Annotated in this window: 11 protein-coding genes; 3 read left to right on the top strand and 8 right to left on the bottom strand. The window is 32.2% G+C overall.

Annotated features, from left to right (window positions below; genetic code table 11):
- Window positions 1–77 precede the first annotated feature (77 nt).
- Window positions 78–512: a hypothetical protein gene (locus AAYQ19_RS12240; protein ID WP_343536595.1), complete on the top strand. Its 435-nt coding sequence runs from the start codon at window positions 78–80 to the stop codon at window positions 510–512.
- Window positions 513–622: 110 nt separating this feature from the next.
- Here AAYQ19_RS12240 and AAYQ19_RS12235 read toward each other — a convergent pair whose 3' ends face one another.
- The 7 genes from AAYQ19_RS12235 to AAYQ19_RS12205 all read right to left on the bottom strand — a co-directional run bounded on the left by AAYQ19_RS12235 (window position 623) and on the right by AAYQ19_RS12205 (window position 11,960).
- Window positions 623–2,902: a helix-turn-helix domain-containing protein gene (locus AAYQ19_RS12235; protein WP_343536594.1), complete on the bottom strand. Its 2,280-nt coding sequence runs from the start codon at window positions 2,900–2,902 to the stop codon at window positions 623–625.
- 102 nt (window positions 2,903–3,004) lie between these two features.
- The gene (locus AAYQ19_RS12230; protein ID WP_343536593.1) at window positions 3,005–3,580 is read right to left on the bottom strand and encodes an OmpH/Skp family outer membrane protein; all 576 of its coding nucleotides are present in this window, start codon (window positions 3,578–3,580) and stop codon (window positions 3,005–3,007) included.
- Between the two features lie 649 nt (window positions 3,581–4,229).
- Window positions 4,230–5,078, bottom strand: coding sequence for a class I SAM-dependent methyltransferase (locus tag AAYQ19_RS12225; protein ID WP_343536592.1), 849 nt, complete (start codon window positions 5,076–5,078; stop codon window positions 4,230–4,232).
- 79 nt (window positions 5,079–5,157) lie between these two features.
- Window positions 5,158–5,631, bottom strand: a complete 474-nt coding sequence (locus tag AAYQ19_RS12220) for a GNAT family N-acetyltransferase (protein ID WP_343536591.1) — start codon at window positions 5,629–5,631, stop codon at window positions 5,158–5,160.
- Between the two features lie 172 nt (window positions 5,632–5,803).
- A complete protein-coding gene (gene mnmG / locus AAYQ19_RS12215; RefSeq protein ID WP_343536590.1) occupies window positions 5,804–7,675 on the bottom strand; it encodes a tRNA uridine-5-carboxymethylaminomethyl(34) synthesis enzyme MnmG in 1,872 nt (623 codons plus the stop codon).
- A gap of 485 nt (window positions 7,676–8,160) precedes the next feature.
- The gene (gene ybeY, locus AAYQ19_RS12210) at window positions 8,161–8,580 is read right to left on the bottom strand and encodes an rRNA maturation RNase YbeY (RefSeq protein WP_343536589.1); all 420 of its coding nucleotides are present in this window, start codon (window positions 8,578–8,580) and stop codon (window positions 8,161–8,163) included.
- The gene (locus AAYQ19_RS12205; protein ID WP_343536587.1) at window positions 8,577–11,960 is read right to left on the bottom strand and encodes a coiled-coil domain-containing protein; all 3,384 of its coding nucleotides are present in this window, start codon (window positions 11,958–11,960) and stop codon (window positions 8,577–8,579) included. Before AAYQ19_RS12205 ends, ybeY begins: the two co-directional genes overlap by 4 nt.
- 162 nt (window positions 11,961–12,122) lie before the next feature.
- On the opposite strand from AAYQ19_RS12205, the gene gltX reads away from it, so the two are divergent.
- A complete protein-coding gene (gene gltX, locus AAYQ19_RS12200; protein WP_343536586.1) occupies window positions 12,123–13,628 on the top strand; it encodes a glutamate--tRNA ligase in 1,506 nt (501 codons plus the stop codon).
- Between the two features lie 43 nt (window positions 13,629–13,671).
- On the opposite strand, the gene AAYQ19_RS12195 is transcribed toward gltX, so the two are convergent.
- Entirely contained in the window at window positions 13,672–15,075 is a 1,404-nt protein-coding gene (locus tag AAYQ19_RS12195; RefSeq protein WP_343536585.1) for a hypothetical protein, read from the bottom strand.
- 139 nt (window positions 15,076–15,214) lie between these two features.
- Here AAYQ19_RS12195 and AAYQ19_RS12190 point away from each other — a divergent pair, with 139 nt between their 5' ends.
- Window positions 15,215–16,198 carry an SPFH domain-containing protein gene (locus AAYQ19_RS12190; protein WP_343536584.1) on the top strand — a complete coding sequence of 328 codons (984 nt, stop codon included), beginning with the start codon at window positions 15,215–15,217 and terminating at the stop codon, window positions 16,196–16,198.
- The last annotated feature ends 6 nt before the right edge of the window (window positions 16,199–16,204 follow it).

Raw genomic sequence — 16,204 nt, 5'->3', positions numbered from 1 at the left:
CTGCTGTTTTAAAATTCTTCTGTGGTATTGTGGATTCTTTGCATCCGATAATTTAGCTTCTTATTAAATTTTAAAAAATGAAAAGCATCAAAATTATTGCATTAGCTGTCTTCCTAATAAACAGCACTTATTTCTTTGCACAACAAACCAATACCCAACAAAAAACTTTGGAATTGAAACAAAAGAAAATGGATAAAGACTTCAAAAATCTTTCAGATCAAAACCATAAGGCACTTGATACTAAAATCGCAGCATTAAAAAGTGAATTGAAAGAAGTTGAAGGCAAAAAGAAAAATCTCGTCAAATCTGAGAATAATTTGAAAACGACAATAAGCAAAATTGAAAAACTGCAATCAACAAATCAAAAATTGGAGAAAAATATTGGCACTACTTCTCTTTCAGATGAAGAAATAATCAAACAGTGCATTAAAAACGAGGTAAACATTAAAAAACTCAAATTAACGCAAATAACGCAGCAAAAAGAGCTTGAAAAAGTGATCTCAACGCTATAAGCAAAAAGCCGATTCGGTTTTGAATCGGCTTTTTATTTTTGTTTATCGTGGAACAAATATTCTTTTCAAGTCTATTTTACATAATGTTTTAAGCCCGATACATTTCAAAATCAATTAATGCTGGCTTTGAACATTTTAAGTTCATCCCAAGTAAATTCATCACCATATTTTTCTTTCAATGGAGCCAAAGATTCTTCTTGATAAAATTCAAAAGCATCACGAAGCGCCAGAATTTTATCATCTGGAAGTACTTCGGAAATCTCTACTTTCTTGGCTTGAATCAATTTTATCAAATGCGTTTCGACAGTCTGTTTCGTTATTTTTCTAATTCGAGCTATTTCCTCAATGGAATTTTTTTCCAACCAAAGTTCGTGCGTTTCCTCAACAGTAGTCTTTTTTGGGCCTTTTTCGGCTGTTTTATACACTTTTTTAGAAGAATAACGCATTTGGGGCTCTTCGACCTGAAACATGTCTGTATTGGTCATTTTAAACTCATCTCGAATTCTCGAAATTTTATCTGTTTTATAATTTTTGATCGCCGGAGAAGTCAAACTTTCTTTACTGATTGTTTCACGGGAAACCACAATTTCCATCAGTAATTTGGCTTTCATCAATCGCAATACTGCTTTCGTCTGCAAATCGTCAAGAACGGACAATTCTTCGTAAAACTCTTTTACTTTTTTAAATTTTTGAATTTCAGCCATTTTCGATAAAAGATCCGTGACCAATTTATCCATTGGCTTAAAAAAGTAATCGTAAGCCGCTTCTACCCTTTCTTTTACAAAAATCAGATCGACTGTTTCCTTGCAGAAAATTTTATTCAATTGCGTGATAAATTTTTGCGAAGGATCTATCAAACTTTCCATTGAATCCAAACGCTTGTGCGCCCAAACAGAATGTTTTGATTTTTCAGAAGTTGTCGCATTTTCATTGTAACTGAATCTGTGATTTCGCCATTCTTGAGCCAAATCTGTCCAATTAAAACTGTTGATCAAATAGTTATGAATAAAATTCTTGGTTTCAAAATGAAGCGAATTTTTCAGATCATCTTCGGTAGCTTTGTTCAAAGCGTAATCCATCACATCTTGATCATTCGAAAGTCCGTTCATTTGCATCGAAGAAAGCAAAATAAGCCCGTTTAAGGAAGTTAAACGCGAAAGTGCAACATAAGCTTGTCCAGGCAAAAAAACTTGCGATACATCAAGCGCTGCTTTCTCAAAAGTCAAACCTTGGCTTTTATGCACCGTAATTGCCCATGCCAATTTGATTGGATAATGCGCAAAAGTGCCTAAAACCTCTTCTTCAATCTCTTTTGTGAGTTCGTTTACTTTGTATCGAATGTTTTTCCACTCGTATTTTTCAACTTCGATGGTTTTATTTTCTTCTGGAAAATGAACAAAAATTTCTTCGGCCGAAAGCGATTTTATCACACCCATTTTTCCGTTGAAATACCTTTTTTCAAATGATAAATCATTCTTTACAAACATTACTTGAGCGCCAACTTTTAGCTTCAAATTTTCCTCAACAGGGAAAATTTTCTCCGGAAAATCGCCCACTACAAAGGGCTGAAAGCTAAATTCATTTCCTGGCAAATCACTGATTGCTTGCTCATTGATTGTATCTGCTTTGGCATTATGCGTCGTTAGCGTAATATATCCCGGATTCATTTTTAAATCAAAATCAGGTTTGACATATTGATTCAAAACTTGAATATCTTCTTTTGAAATTTGATTGTTTCGAAGATTGTTCAAAACCGAAATAAAAACATCATCACTTTGACGGTAAATCTTAGATAATTCAATATACAAAGGCGGATTTTGCTGAATTACATGCGAATGAAAAAAGAATTTTCCTTTGTAATAATTGCGCAACGTTCTCCACTCTTCATCCCTAACTACTGGCGGTAATTGCAATAAATCACCAATAAAAAGCACTTGAACTCCTCCAAAAGCCCTATTATTTCTTCGGACCGTTTGCATCATAAAATCGATAGCATCCAGTAAATCAGCACGAAGCATACTGACTTCATCAATGATCAGCAACTCCATATTTCGGATCACATTTCGCTTCACATTGTTCATTTTAAAATGTCGGCGAAGCGATTCTTTATTCTCAAATTTCACTGTTTCCGTAAACTGGGAACTCTCTTCATAAGTGGGAATAAAAGCCGAAAATGGCAATTGAAACATCGAGTGAATCGTAACACCTCCAGCATTAAGTGCTGCAATACCAGTTGGCGCCACAACCACTGTATTTTTGTGTGTTGTAGCGATAATTTCACGCAAAAGAGTTGTTTTTCCTGTACCGGCTTTACCCGTAAGAAAAATAGATTTTTGCGTCTGATTTATGAATTGTAAGGTGTAAGCAGCAGCTTCTGAAACGTTTTGCATTAGGCAGGTATTAAACGCCAAAAATATCGCATTTTTATAAAAGAAAAAAACCTAAATCAATTGCTGATTTAGGTTTTCTTAGTTTAGTTAGTTTTGGAAGTCTTATTTTTTAGCCTCTTCTTTAGCTGCTGGTTTATCTTCAGCTTTTGGAGATGCTTTGTACTTGTCATTCAAAGCTTTAACTATTTCTTTGGTAATATCATACTTGTCTTCAGCATATAATACAGTTGCTGCATCGCCAGTACCGTAGATATATGCATAACCGTTTTTCTTACCATAATCTTTGATGAATTTTTTAACTCCACTGATTAGAGAATCCATTTCTACACCACTTTCTTGCTGTAATTGCTGTGATAAAGCTTGTTGAGCGTAACCCAATTGTTGCTCTCTTTTTTGCAATTCAGCTCCTCTTTGTTGTGCCCATTGCTGACCGTTAGCCTGCGCTTGGCTTTGAAAATTAGCAGCGTCTTGTTTAAAACGAGTAATTTCAGCTTGTAGTTGTCTTCCTTTTTCCTCTGCTTGAGCTTTGTATTTAGCCTCAAGGTCTTTCGCTTCAGTGTATTCTTTCATTAAAACTGAAGTATCTACGTAAGCTGTTTTTACTTCCTTAACTTCAGCTGTTTGATTACAAGAAACAGCCAAAATTGAAAGCCCGATAATTACTAATGCTTTTTTCATTTCTAAATTTCTATTTTTTTTATTGGTATGAAAGACAAAAATATAAAAAAATAAATAGCATCAACATAAACTTTAAAAAATGCTAAAATTTTATGATATTAGTTTTCTTTATGGAATATTTTGATGCCATAAAATATCATTATCAAAAATGGCTTTCATAGCTTTTTTTAGCGAAATCTTTTCAAAAAAAGAGACATAAACCCTCATTTCGTCTTAAAAAGTCCCGTAAACAGGCTAATTTTACGTTTTGGACACTTTTAATTCCAAAATTAGCTCCCAGATTTTTTTTATTTAGGCAAATTGAATTTTCCATCAAAAACAAAATTTTTTGAGATAAAAATCAATTTCAAATTGTATTTTTTTTTCAATTCAAATTTGATTCAAAAAGTAGGTTCATTTCATTTTTGATTTTTTTTAATTTTCAAAAAGACATTTTCTAATTTTTTAAAATTTCAAAATTCGAAGTGAAAAAACACAAAAAATGCCACAAAAATGTGGCATTGATTTTATTTATGAAGTCTAAAAACACTATAAAATATCACTATTAAAAGTGGCTTTCATAGCTTGCTTTAGAGCGATTTTTTTAAAAAAGACTACACAAAGCCTGCTTTTGACTGAAAACAGCCCTAAAAAGGCTTTATTTTGCGTTTTACTTGTTTTTTAAGACATAAATGTGCGATGAATACTCTTTTGTACTTGACGCTTTCAAATTTGATTTTAATCCGACGAAAAACGCCGTGATAAAATTCATTTTTCCAGTTTTGTATTTTTCAGACAAAAGACTCACGTAAAAAGAATCAAATTTCATTGGAAGCACTTTTTCCAATTTCATATCGACTTTTTCAAAAAGCGATTGAATGGCTTTTTTTGAAAAATGCCAAAAGTGAATTGGCACATCAAAAGCTGCCCAAAATTCTCCGTAATGTTTTGCGTCGTAAGATTTGAAATTTGGAACCGCAACAATTAAAGTTCCAGTTGGTTTCAAAAGACGCTTCAATTCCTGAATTTGTAATTCTAAATTTGGGACGTGTTCCAAAACATGCCACATCGTAATTACGTCAAAAGAATTATTTTCAAGTTCGCGAGTTTCATCAACAAATGAAATTCCTTTTTGCTTTGCAATATTTTTTGCTCGGTCGCTTGGTTCAATTCCAAATGTTTCCCAACCGTCATTTTTTGCCGTCAATAAAAAATCTCCAGTTCCAGCTCCAATGTCTAAAATTTTTCCTTTTTGAGATTGTTCAGAATTGATCAAATTCAATTTATTTTTTAAAGCAATGCTTTTTACAAAATGATAGGCTTTTTCAAAAATTGAACGTTTGTTATCTGTGTGCGAAATATAATCTTCGCTTTCGTAATATCTTCCTAAATTTTCTAAATCTGGTTGCGGAGAAGTAATCAGCATATCCAAATTTTCATCATAATACAAATCGAAAATTTCTTTTGAAACAGAATGGTCTTTTACAGTAAGAAAATGTTTTTTGTTTAAAACGTCCATTTTTTAATTCTAGTTATTTTTTGGTTTAATTGTATAACAAATCCTAAAAACGAAAATTTTCATTTTTAGGATTTCTATTTTATAATTCTTTATTCTTCCAATTTATTTTGACAGCCGAAATTATTTCATTTTCAATTCTGATATCTGAAAAAATTTCGAAGTCATTTTTGACATAAAACAACAAAGGCGATTTGTAATTTTCACCATTTTGTTTTTTATCATTTTCGTGATCAATTACCCATCCGTTTAAAACATCAAAATTGTTTTTCATTTCATTTAGCAAAAAAGTTCCGTAACCTTTTCCTTGAAATTGATTATCGATCATAAATCCGAACCAGGTTTCTTCTTCTCTAAAAAAAGTAAATGCCCACCCGTTTATTTCATTTTCTTGATCAACCAAAAAGAAATGTTTCAGATCGATTAAATTTTCTAAATACATTTCAAATTCCTGAAAAGTTTTTGAACCAAATTGCAACGGATATTCATTATTCCGAAGTTGCCAGATAATCTTCTTTTCGTTTTCTGATAAAATACTTTTCTGTACAATTTTCATAGTTTCACGTGGAACAAATTATTTTGTTTCAAGTTTCAAGTTTCAAGTTTCAAGTTTCAAGTTTCAAGTTTCAAGTTTCAGATTTCAGATTTCAGATTTCAGGTTTCAAGTTTCAGGTTTAACGTTATAATGTTTCACGTGGAACCTGAAACTTGAAACTTGAAAACAAAAACTATCTTCCCATATAAATCAAAAGCACGGAAATATCACTTGGTGATACGCCGCTAATTCTTGACGCTTGCGAAATTGTCACTGGGCGAATTTTACTTAATTTTTGTTTCGCTTCGATCGACATAGATTTTATTTTATGGTAATCGAAATTCTCAGGAATTTTTACTTCTTCTAAACGATTTAATTTATCAGCATTATTTCTTTCCTTTTCGATGTAACCCGAATATTTAACTTGAATTACAGCTTGCTCTACAATTTCTTCGTCAAGATCATTCTCTTTGATGTAAGCATCTACTTTTTCAAATTTCAACATATCTTCTAATTCAATCTGCGGACGAGAGAAAACTTTAAACATTTTATCCCCCTGTGAAATTGGTGCCGATTCTTTCTCAACTAAAATTGGATTTGTTTCTGCAACCGTAACACTTGTTTCTTTGAAGAACGCAACCATCTTTTCAGACTCGTTTAATTTGTGTTCCATTCTTCGCATTCTGTCTTCAGAAGCTAAACCAATTTCATATGACATTGGCGTCAATCTGAAATCGGCATTATCTTGACGCAACAATGTTCTATATTCTGCTCTTGATGTAAACATACGATATGGTTCTTCCGTTCCTTTCGTAATTAAGTCGTCAATCAAAACTCCAATATATGCTTCATCACGTTTTAAAATCAAAGGTGATTTTTCATGCACTTTTAAATGTGCATTTATTCCAGCCATCAAACCTTGTGAAGCTGCTTCTTCATATCCTGTTGTTCCGTTAATCTGTCCGGCAAAATATAAACCTTCAACTAACTTTGTTTCCAAAGTATGTTTCAATTGTGTTGGCGGAAAATAATCATATTCGATTGCATAACCCGGACGCAAGAATTTTACATTTTCAAAACCAGCTACAGTTCGCAATGCTTTAAATTGAATATCCTCTGGAAGCGAAGTTGAAAATCCGTTTACGTAAACCTCACAAGTTTTCCATCCTTCTGGTTCAACAAAAAGTTGGTGGCGTTCTTTATCTGCAAAACGATTAATTTTATCTTCAATCGATGGACAGTATCTCGGACCTAAACTTTTTATTCTTCCGTTGAACATTGGAGAACGATCAAAACCAGATCTCAAAATATCATGAACTTCTAGCGAAGTATACGTCATGTGACAAGAACGTTGATGCGTTAACGGAACGGTTAAATCCGAATAAGAAAACTTATCCGGTTTTGCATCTCCTTTTTCTTCATTCATTTTCGAATAATCCAAAGAACGACCATCAACTCTTGGAGGTGTTCCTGTTTTCATTCTTCCTGCTTCAAAACCTGCTTGAATCAAATCTTCGGTAATTCCGGTTGCGGCACTTTCGCCTGCTCTTCCTCCACCGAATTGTTTTTCTCCAATATGAATCAAACCATTCAAAAAAGTTCCATTTGTCAAGACAACAGATTTCGAACGAATCTCAACTCCAAGTGCAGTTCTAATTCCTTTTATCTTTCCGTTCTCAATAATCAACCCTTTTACCATTTCTTGGTAGAAATCCAAATTAGGAGTTCCTTCCAACATCAATCTCCATTCTTCAGCAAAACGCATTCTGTCACTTTGAACTCTTGGCGACCACATTGCAGGTCCTTTTGATTTGTTCAGCATCTTGAACTGAATTGCAGTTCTATCTGAAACAATTCCGGAGTATCCACCAAGCGCATCGATCTCACGAACGATTTGTCCTTTTGCAATTCCACCCATCGCAGGATTACATGACATCTGTGCAATGTTTTGCAAACTCATTGTAACCAACAAAGTTTTGGAACCCAAATTTGCTGCCGCTGCCGCGGCCTCGGAACCGGCATGACCAGCACCCACAACAATAACATCGTATTCTTCTAAAAACATTTTTGTTTTATTTTTTCTCCGAAAACCATTCTACGAACGTTTCAGAATTACTTTTTCTTTTCTGTTCCACGTGGAACGAAATCTTTAAAATTCCAATTTAAAAATCCAAATCCCAAAACCATTATGTTTCACGTGGAACGTTTCAATCATTTTCGATTATCAAATTGACTAGTTCAGTTTATTTCTCAAAACCAAATCAAACTCTTTTATCTTCAAAAACGTTTCACGTGGAACACAATTTCAAAGAGTTAAAATTTCAAAATCAAATCTCTTTTTATAAAAAACGTTTCACGTGGAACATTTTAAAATTTTAAAAATCGAACAAATTTTCGATTCAGATTAAACGTTCCACGTGGAACGTTTTACATAAAACCTACAAGGAATCTCTTTAAATTGTTTCACGTGGAACATAGATGTTTTTCTATCTTATCTGAAAAACGTTTCACGTGGAACATATTATTTTAGTTTTTTTTTTAGATGTTTAATTACTGTTCCACGTGAAACATCTTAATCTTTTCATCTTCTTTTGAACGCATTAATTCAGCATCTGCATCTGTCTTATCTTTGTATCCACAGTAATGTAATATACCATGAGCGAGAACACGCTTCAATTCTTCATCAAAAGAAACATTAAAATCTTTAGCGTTGTCTTCTACTCTTTCAACAGAAACAAAAATATCCCCGTTCAATTCATTACCAACTGTATAATCAAAACTAATAATATCAGTTAGTGTATCGTGATCTAAATACTCTACATTTATTTTATGAAGGTATTCATCATCACAAAAAATATAATTTATTTCTCCTTCATTCTTGTTCTCAGAAACTATAACAGCACTCAACCAATCATTATATTGTTGTTCGTCGCTTAAAGTAAATTCTGTTTCGTAATTAAAGTTTATCATTTTGTATTGAAATATTCTTGAACCTTTTGATTAAAATTCGAGCGCAAAGGTAGCGATTGTCTATTTAAAATTTCTACACTATTTAAATATTCAGTTAATGAGCTTGGTAAAGCGTTCGCTCGATTCGGAAACTCTGCCTTATTTGTTTCAGATTCTCGCTTCGTATCTTGACCTTGCTGTTGCATTGCGTTGTTTAATTTTAGCAACTCTTGCTGAATATTTAAAATTCTCTGAAGGTTCTCATTCTTAAATCCTTTATTTAAAATCTGTTTTTCCGAAGCTTTCATCTGATCAATTACAGACTTTCCTTGTCCGTCTAAACCTTTCTTCGATAACTCATTTTGTAATGCTTCACGAAGTTTTACTTGCTCTTTATAAATCTCCATTATCTTTTCAGCGTCTCCTTCTCCATCTTCACCTTCATTTCCATTCTTTCCTTTTCCTCCATTTTGGTTTCCTTGACCATTTTTGCCTTGACCACTTTTTCCGTCTTTGCCTTGTCCATTCTCTTTTCCTTCTCCTGGTTTTGAGTCACCACTTTTTCCATCTTGACCACTTCCAGGTTTCTCGCCAGACTTCATTCCGTCTTTCATTTTATCAGCAAGACCTTTTTGTTTTTGAATAATATCTGGCAATTGCATTCCTTGTCCATCTCCTGGTTTTGGTTTTCCTGCTCCAGGATTCGCCATTGACATTTGCATATTATTTAATAAGTCACTTAAAAAGTCGGCTAATTTGTTTGCAGATGAAACTGCATATTGCTGGTGCGAAACTCCTTTTGGGATTTGTACATCAGTCAAAACTTCAATTGCTTTGTCCATATTATATTGTACATTTCCAATTTCCTTTGTAACATCTTCAGAAATTTTTGGATTTCTAAGTGACATGGCAAACAAACTATCATCGACATGTTTGAACTGTTGTTTTAAATTCTGCTGAATTTTAATGTTCTTCGTATAAGCAGAAGAACCTAATTTTATCGATTTAAATTGTTTCATTACATCTTCCTGAGATAATGAAAAAGCTAAAAGGTTATCCAGAATCTGACGAAGCATCGCAACATCTTCTTGCAATTGTTCTTGATCACCGGCTTCCATATTAGACTCCATTTGCTCGGCCATACTTTTCATTTTCTTAGCCGCACTTTTCTGTTTTGGCTTAGCCGAAGAAGTATTCTTATTACTTAATTCTTCAGAAGCTTTATTCAAATCGTTCTCTACATCTTTTTCTTTAGAAGCATCTTTCGGAATATCTAAAGGAGATTTCAATGAGTTGTTTTCTTCTTTTAAATCTTTTAAATCTTCCTGAATTTTATCAAATGATTTATTGATTTCGTCTTGCTTCTCTTTTGTATTTTCTTTGTCTTTATCTGATAACTGTTCCTGTTGTTCTGACAGTTTATTCAATTTTTCAGCAACTTGTCCAGCTTTCTTTTCTACATAAAAACGCTTCGTTAATTCAACTAATTGTTCTAAATTACGAGATTGGTTCTTGCTGATCTGTTTGAACTTTTCCATTTTATCAAACAAGTCATCGCTGTTCATTTTATCATTTAAGTTCTTTAACTCGTCTAATAGTTTTTGATTTTTCTCTAAATCTTTCTCTGCGTTATCTAAACGCTTTTGTAAATCTTCAGCAGTTTTATCCTTTTTCTCTTTACTGAATTTATCCAAATTGTTGTTCATTTTTTCAGTAAACTGTTTCATCATTTCGTCTTGTTGTTTCTGACGTTTGATAAAATCATTTACTTTCTGCTGATCTTTGAATTCTAAATTATCTTTTTCTTTTCCTGTATTTTTCAGTTTATCCATTTCAGAAAATTGCTTTTCTTGATTCTTTAAAGACTTCGATAAACTGTTTATGTTGTTATTTTGTTGTTGCAATTCGGCATCCTGAATTTCATCTGTAGTAGAAACGCGATCTGAAAAAGTAGAAGATTTTGTACTCTTGAATCCGTGCAAAGCATCGTTATCAAAAACCTCAAAATAGTATTCATAAGATACTCCTTCTTGAACAGCAAGGTTACTTGGAAAGTTAAAAACAAACTGATCGAACACCGCTTGCTTTACAGGAATAGTTCCACGCTTTGCAGTTTGTGGTTTGTTCCTTTCATAGTAAACAATCTGCAATTTTGATAAACCATAGTCATCTCCCAATCTTCCTAACACATAATTCTTATCTAATTTCAAACTGTCCGGCGCTGGCGCAACTGTGATTGTTGGATGCTGATCTTTAATAACTGACAGCTGATAATCCAGTTTTTCATAGTTTTTAACCTTATTATTCGAAGTAAGAATTTGATAGTCTGTATTTTGAACTATATTTTTAGCTAGCTTAAATTCGTTTTCATCCTTTTTAAAATTAAAAGATGCCCTTTCATCCTTCCAAACTACCTCTTGGGTTGATTGCGTATTCATTCTCCAGGTCACAGTTGTACCTTCAGGAATGATTGCATTTCCTGTTCCTTGAATAATTTCTGATTTCTTTTTTAAATAAGATGGAAAGTTTAAAATCATTTCGAAGTTAGCAATTGACGGAACTGTGATTACTTTCAATTCGTATTCGTTTGATGAAACTGAATTTCCTTCAAAAGAAAAAGCAACATCTGAAGTTGGTTTTTCAATCTTGAATTCGAACTTTCCTGTTTGAGAAGATTCCATAAAATAGCTTTCATCACCAATATGAATCATAACATTTTCTGGAACAACTTTACCTTCAGTTTCAACTTTTACAATAAAATCTTTGTTTTGTTCGGTTTGCAAATTATCATTTAAAACCACAAATTTGAAAGGAGCTGGTGGCAAAAACGAAGCATTGAAATGCACTACTCTATTAAAACTTTGAGAAATTATACTGCTATTTCCAGAGATAAAAAATACAGCAAACAACAAAACCGGAATCAAAGCCAAAGGCAAATACTTCTTGTTTGATTTAAAATTGATGGCATTCCCAAACGGAATTGGTTGTAAAGAATTTGCTTTTTGTTCGATAGAAGCCAACATCAATTCTGAACTTTCAGCTGAATTTTCATTTGAAGAAAGCTGTAAAAAGTTCGTCAGCTTATCGCTTACCTCTGTAAAATGATTTCCAATAATTGCCGAAGCCTGATTGTAATCAATTCCTTTTTGCAGTTTGAACAATTTGAATATTGGAAACAATATAAATCGGAACAAAAGGAAAACTTCAACTCCAATAAACAACCAAAATAAAAGTGTTCTTCCCATTGGTTTTAACCAAAGGAAATACTCAACAAACAACGTAAATAAAAAATACAACAACCCAAAACCAATAAAAAGAAGCGCTCCTTTTATCAATTCGTTGGTATAATATTTTCTAATAAACCCCTCTAATTTTAGATATATTGCAGATGATGTTTTCAAAATAAAATCTCTTTTAATTATAACCCATAAAAGTACTAATTATAAAGATTCAAATTCCAAAAAATAAATTCCAAATTCCAAGCATTCATTCCGTTTGGAATTTGGAATTTTAAAAAATTGGAATTTATCTAAAGTTGTATCTTTGCAACAAAATTTATACAAATGTCAAAGCAAGTTCGTGTGCGTTTTGCACCAAGTCCAACAGGACCATTACATATTGGCGGAGTTCGTACTGCCCTATTTAATTATTTATTTGCAAAAAAACATAACGGTGTTTTTTATCTGAGAATTGAAGATACAGACCAGACTCGTTTTGTTCCAGGTGCAGAAGAATATATAATGGAAGCATTGGAATGGTTAGGAATTTCTCCTCAAGAAACTGTTGGAAAAAATGAAAAATTTGGTCCGTACAGACAAAGCGATCGTAAAGATTTATACCAAAAATATGCTGATCATTTGATCAATTCAGGTTGGGCTTATTATGCTTTTGATACTCCAGAAGCATTAGATGCTCATAGAAAACAGCACGAAGCTGAAGGAAAAACATTTATTTACAATCATCACAATCGTGAAAAATTAGATACATCTTTAGTAATTTCTGCTGAAGAAACTTCGAAAAGAATTGCAAATGGAGAACATTATGTAATCCGTTTTAAAACTCCGGTTGATGAAACTTTGCACTTGAAAGATATCATTCGTGGTGATGTTAAGTTTGAAACAAACCTTCTTGATGATAAAGTTTTGTTCAAAAGTGACGGAATGCCAACCTACCATTTAGCGAATATTGTTGATGATCATTTGATGGAAACGTCACACGTAATTCGTGGTGAAGAATGGTTACCATCAATGCCACTTCACGTTTTATTATACAGAGCTTTCGGTTGGGATGCACCAGAATTTGCACACTTGCCTTTGATTTTGAAACCAATTGGAAACGGAAAATTATCTAAAAGAGATGGTGATAAATTAGGTTTTCCAGTGTTTCCATTAGAATGGAAAACGGAAGAAGGCGTTTCATCTGGTTACAGAGAGAAAGGATTTTTCCCAGAAGCTGTTGTAAATTTCTTGGCTTTATTAGGATGGAATGATGGAACTGACAAAGAATTATTTTCTCTTGATGAATTAGTTGAAGCTTTTGACTTGAACAGAGTTCATAAAGCAGGCGCTAAATTTGATCCAGAAAAAAACAAATGGTTCAATCACCAATATTTAGTAAAACAAAATGATGCCGATTTAGCGAAAAGCTTCTCTCCTATTTTAGAAGAAAAAGGCGTTGATATTTCTAAATATGACATTACAAGAATCGTTTCATTGATTAAAGAAAGAGCAAATTTCGTTTCTGATTTTTGGGATTTAACTGATTTCTTTTTCCAAGCTCCAACATCTTATGATGAAAAAGCAAGCAAAAACTGGAAGGAAGAAACTCCAGCTTTAATGCAAGAATTGATTTCGACTCTTGAATATATTGACGGTTTTGACTCAGCAAATATTGAAGCAATCGTCAAAGATTGGTTAACTAAAAATGAAATCGGAATGGGTAAAGTAATGCAACCTTTCCGTCTAAGTTTGGTTGGCGCACTTAAAGGCCCTCACCTATTTGATATTGTTGAAATCATTGGAAAAGAAGAAACAATTTCTAGAATTCAGAAAGCGATCGCAACTTTATAAAAACAAAAAAGCTCCCAAAATTGGGAGCTTTTTTATTATATTCCTATTTCTCAAAAAAGGTAATCTTATAATACTTATCATTATCCGATTCAATTAGCCAATTTCCCTTATTTGAAACCAAACAGTTTACGGAAATCTTATCCTTTGATTTATTCAATTCCACTAAATAGTTTTGAATCCTTTTATCAGTACTATTCAAGTGCATCGTATCAAAATCGAGCTTTAATTTCTTATATTCTTTCAAATTAAAAAAAGCCACAACTTGAGAATTTCTATATTCTGATTCCCACATTTTATCTACATCAAATGAAATCTTTTGACTACTTTTAATAGCACCTGTTGATAAATCTAGTTGGCTATAGAAATAATATTCTGCCGAATAGTACTGAAAAATTGAAAATACTCCTTGCCCATTTTCAATTCTAAAACCATTACTTAATCTTAATTTAGAAGCATTTCTGTTCATTTCAGCATCAGATATTTCCTGAACTTTTTGCCAAACTTGTTTTCCTTCAGAATCAAATTTAATTACATAATATCCTCCTACTTCATTATTTACAAGTCTCTCATCTTTCTTACCAAACAATCCATAAACATATATATCATTTGTATCTTCATCTAAATAATAATTATTGATCGATAATTGATCTGCAAATTTGTCATTGAAGCTTTTTGAAAGACTATTATAATTTGAATCAATTTCTCCTCCACTATTGTTAGAAAGTATTAATGGCTTTCCAACATTTATATTATACGACAGTGTCTTAGTGTTTTTGCCATCTAAATCATAAATAGCTCTGTGAAAAACAAATGATCTCGCGTCTTTATTAATAAATTTGGTAGTTACATCAAAAGAATTTTTATGATAGAAAATCTTGTAAGCTACTTCATCTAAATTGTAAAAATCTTTTTTATTCACAGTAAAAAAAGACGGTTTATCTAATTTTATTACTTGAGTTTTTTTCAGTTTGTTATTATATTTATGAAGAAACAAATTCCCTTTTTCAATATTGTCAAGATATTTGTTTTTCTCATTTCCAACGCTATATGAGAATTCTTTAGAAAAAAGAAAGAAATTTTTATTACTATCTAAAGTAGCAATCAACTTATTGTTTTCAAAAATTTTAGTACTACTAACCCAGCCTACACCATTAAATTCAGTACCTACAAAAGTATTATCAATTGTAGATGGCTTAAAATCTAAAAATTTTCCATTTTCAACTATTTTAGTTCCTTTGAGATTGTCCAAACTAAAAAGATCAACTTTATTGATTCCCCTGATGGAACCGTAAGCTTTTCCTTTTTTTACGAGAACTTCATTCTCATTTTTCAGAATTTCAAATTCCACAGGTTTGTTATCTTTTTCAAACTTTTCCTCTACAATAGTGGTTTGTGCATGTAGATAAAAAGAAGAAAATAAGGCAATACTAAAAAGTATTTTTTTCATAATTTTTTGTTTTTGGTTAATTTTTAATCAAATTTAATATAAAAATTTAACACTAAAAATCATCTAAAAAATAAATAATAAACAATTTTGATTATATATTCGTATTTTTAGAAATTCATAAAACTAAATTAATATCACCATGGGTACAGCATTTATTATTCTAATAGTCATTGGACTATTTATTTTACTGTCGTCTTTCTTTACTGTAAAGCAACAAACAAGCGTAATCGTAGAGCGCTTTGGAAAATTTACTAGTGTCAGAAATTCGGGTTTGCAATTAAAACTTCCAATAATTGACAGAATTGCAGGTCGTGTAAATCTAAAAATTCAGCAATTAGATGTTCTTATTGAAACACAAACTAAAGACAATGTTTTCATCAAAATGAAAGTTTCTGTTCAGTTCAAGGTAATACAGGAACATGTTTATGAAGCTTTTTACAAATTAGAATATCCTCATGATCAAATAACTGCTTATGTATTTGACGTTGTTCGTGCCGAAGTTCCTAAATTAATTTTGGATGACGTTTTTGTTCGTAAAGATGATATTGCAATTGCAGTAAAAAGAGAATTGAACGAAGCAATGACAACTTACGGTTATGACATCATCAATACGCTTGTAACCGATATTGATCCAGATATCCAGGTAAAAAATGCGATGAACCGTATCAATGCTGCAGAAAGAGAAAAAACTGCCGCAATGTTTGAATCTGAAGCTCAACGTATTAGAATTGTAGCTAAAGCAAAAGCTGAAGCTGAAAGTAAAAAACTTCAAGGTCAAGGTATTGCCGATCAACGTAGAGAAATTGCTCGTGGATTAGTAGAAAGTGTTGAAGTTTTGAACAATGTCGGAATTAATTCGCAAGAAGCATCTGCCTTGATTGTAATTACACAACATTATGATACGCTGCAAGCTATTGGAGCTGATACCAATTCTAATTTGATATTGTTGCCAAACTCTCCACAAGCAGCAAGCGATATGTTAAACAATATGGTAACTAGTTTTTCAGCTTCAAATATGATTGGAGAAGAAATGAAAAGACAAAACAAAAAAACTAAAAAACCAAACAATTCGGATATAAACTTCAATCCATCAGATACTTCAGAGCCAACAGAAACGGCTTAATCAAGA

The sequence above is a fragment of the Flavobacterium mesophilum genome (assembly GCF_039581405.1).
In the GTDB taxonomy this organism is placed as follows: domain Bacteria; phylum Bacteroidota; class Bacteroidia; order Flavobacteriales; family Flavobacteriaceae; genus Flavobacterium.
The sequence above is the reverse complement of the archived record's forward strand: the minus strand, read 5'-3'. Positions and strand labels throughout refer to the sequence as shown.

Coding starts and splice junctions, on each gene's coding strand:
- gltX (WP_343536586.1), top strand. CDS start 12,123: ATGTCAAAGCAAGTTCGTGTGCGTTTTGCACCAAGTCCAACAGGACCA.
- AAYQ19_RS12195 (WP_343536585.1), bottom strand. CDS start 15,075: ATGAAAAAAATACTTTTTAGTATTGCCTTATTTTCTTCTTTTTATCTA.
- AAYQ19_RS12220 (WP_343536591.1), bottom strand. CDS start 5,631: ATGAAAATTGTACAGAAAAGTATTTTATCAGAAAACGAAAAGAAGATT.
- ybeY (WP_343536589.1), bottom strand. CDS start 8,580: ATGATAAACTTTAATTACGAAACAGAATTTACTTTAAGCGACGAACAA.
- mnmG (WP_343536590.1), bottom strand. CDS start 7,675: ATGTTTTTAGAAGAATACGATGTTATTGTTGTGGGTGCTGGTCATGCC.
- AAYQ19_RS12190 (WP_343536584.1), top strand. CDS start 15,215: ATGGGTACAGCATTTATTATTCTAATAGTCATTGGACTATTTATTTTA.
- AAYQ19_RS12225 (WP_343536592.1), bottom strand. CDS start 5,078: ATGGACGTTTTAAACAAAAAACATTTTCTTACTGTAAAAGACCATTCT.
- AAYQ19_RS12240 (WP_343536595.1), top strand. CDS start 78: ATGAAAAGCATCAAAATTATTGCATTAGCTGTCTTCCTAATAAACAGC.
- AAYQ19_RS12235 (WP_343536594.1), bottom strand. CDS start 2,902: ATGCAAAACGTTTCAGAAGCTGCTGCTTACACCTTACAATTCATAAAT.
- AAYQ19_RS12230 (WP_343536593.1), bottom strand. CDS start 3,580: ATGAAAAAAGCATTAGTAATTATCGGGCTTTCAATTTTGGCTGTTTCT.